We start from the raw sequence: 564 nt of genomic DNA, 5'->3' as shown, positions 1-564 counted from the left end.
AAAAGAGAGATTCTAGTTTTTTTTTTTTTTTAATGTATTACAGAAACTAATCGATTCTTTCTCAGGTAGGCAATCCGAACAAGTCTCACAGGCACCGGTTCAGGGAGGTGGCGGCGGGAGTGACGACGAAGAGGACGACGACGACGACGACGATTTAGGCATCGAGGGCATTGACGATGACGACGATGACGACGACGATGATGACGACGACGACGACGATGACGATGATGACGACGATGACGAAGAATCTTCTGCCGGAACTTCTACGGCTCAAAGTGACGATGACGACGATGACGACGATGACTACCTGGAAAGATTTTTCGACGACATTTTAGGAGGTGGTAATTCAAGACTGATTCTGGGTCGAGAAGAAAGGGTGTAACAGAAGTGTGAACGAACAAAATGATTTTAGACGATGACGACGACGACGAGGACGAGGCTCCGGTTCAGGCAGCTCCTCAGCCGACCACCGTGGTTCAATCTGCCCCTGTTCAGACTCTTCCGGCTGAAGTCCTGACCGACGTTCAACCCGCAGAACAGAGCCTGAACGAGGTCCAATACGAC

Source organism: Deinococcus sp., from assembly GCF_018260405.1.
Lineage (GTDB): Bacteria > Deinococcota > Deinococci > Deinococcales > Deinococcaceae > Deinococcus.
The sequence above is the reverse complement of the archived record's forward strand: the minus strand, read 5'-3'. Positions refer to the sequence as shown.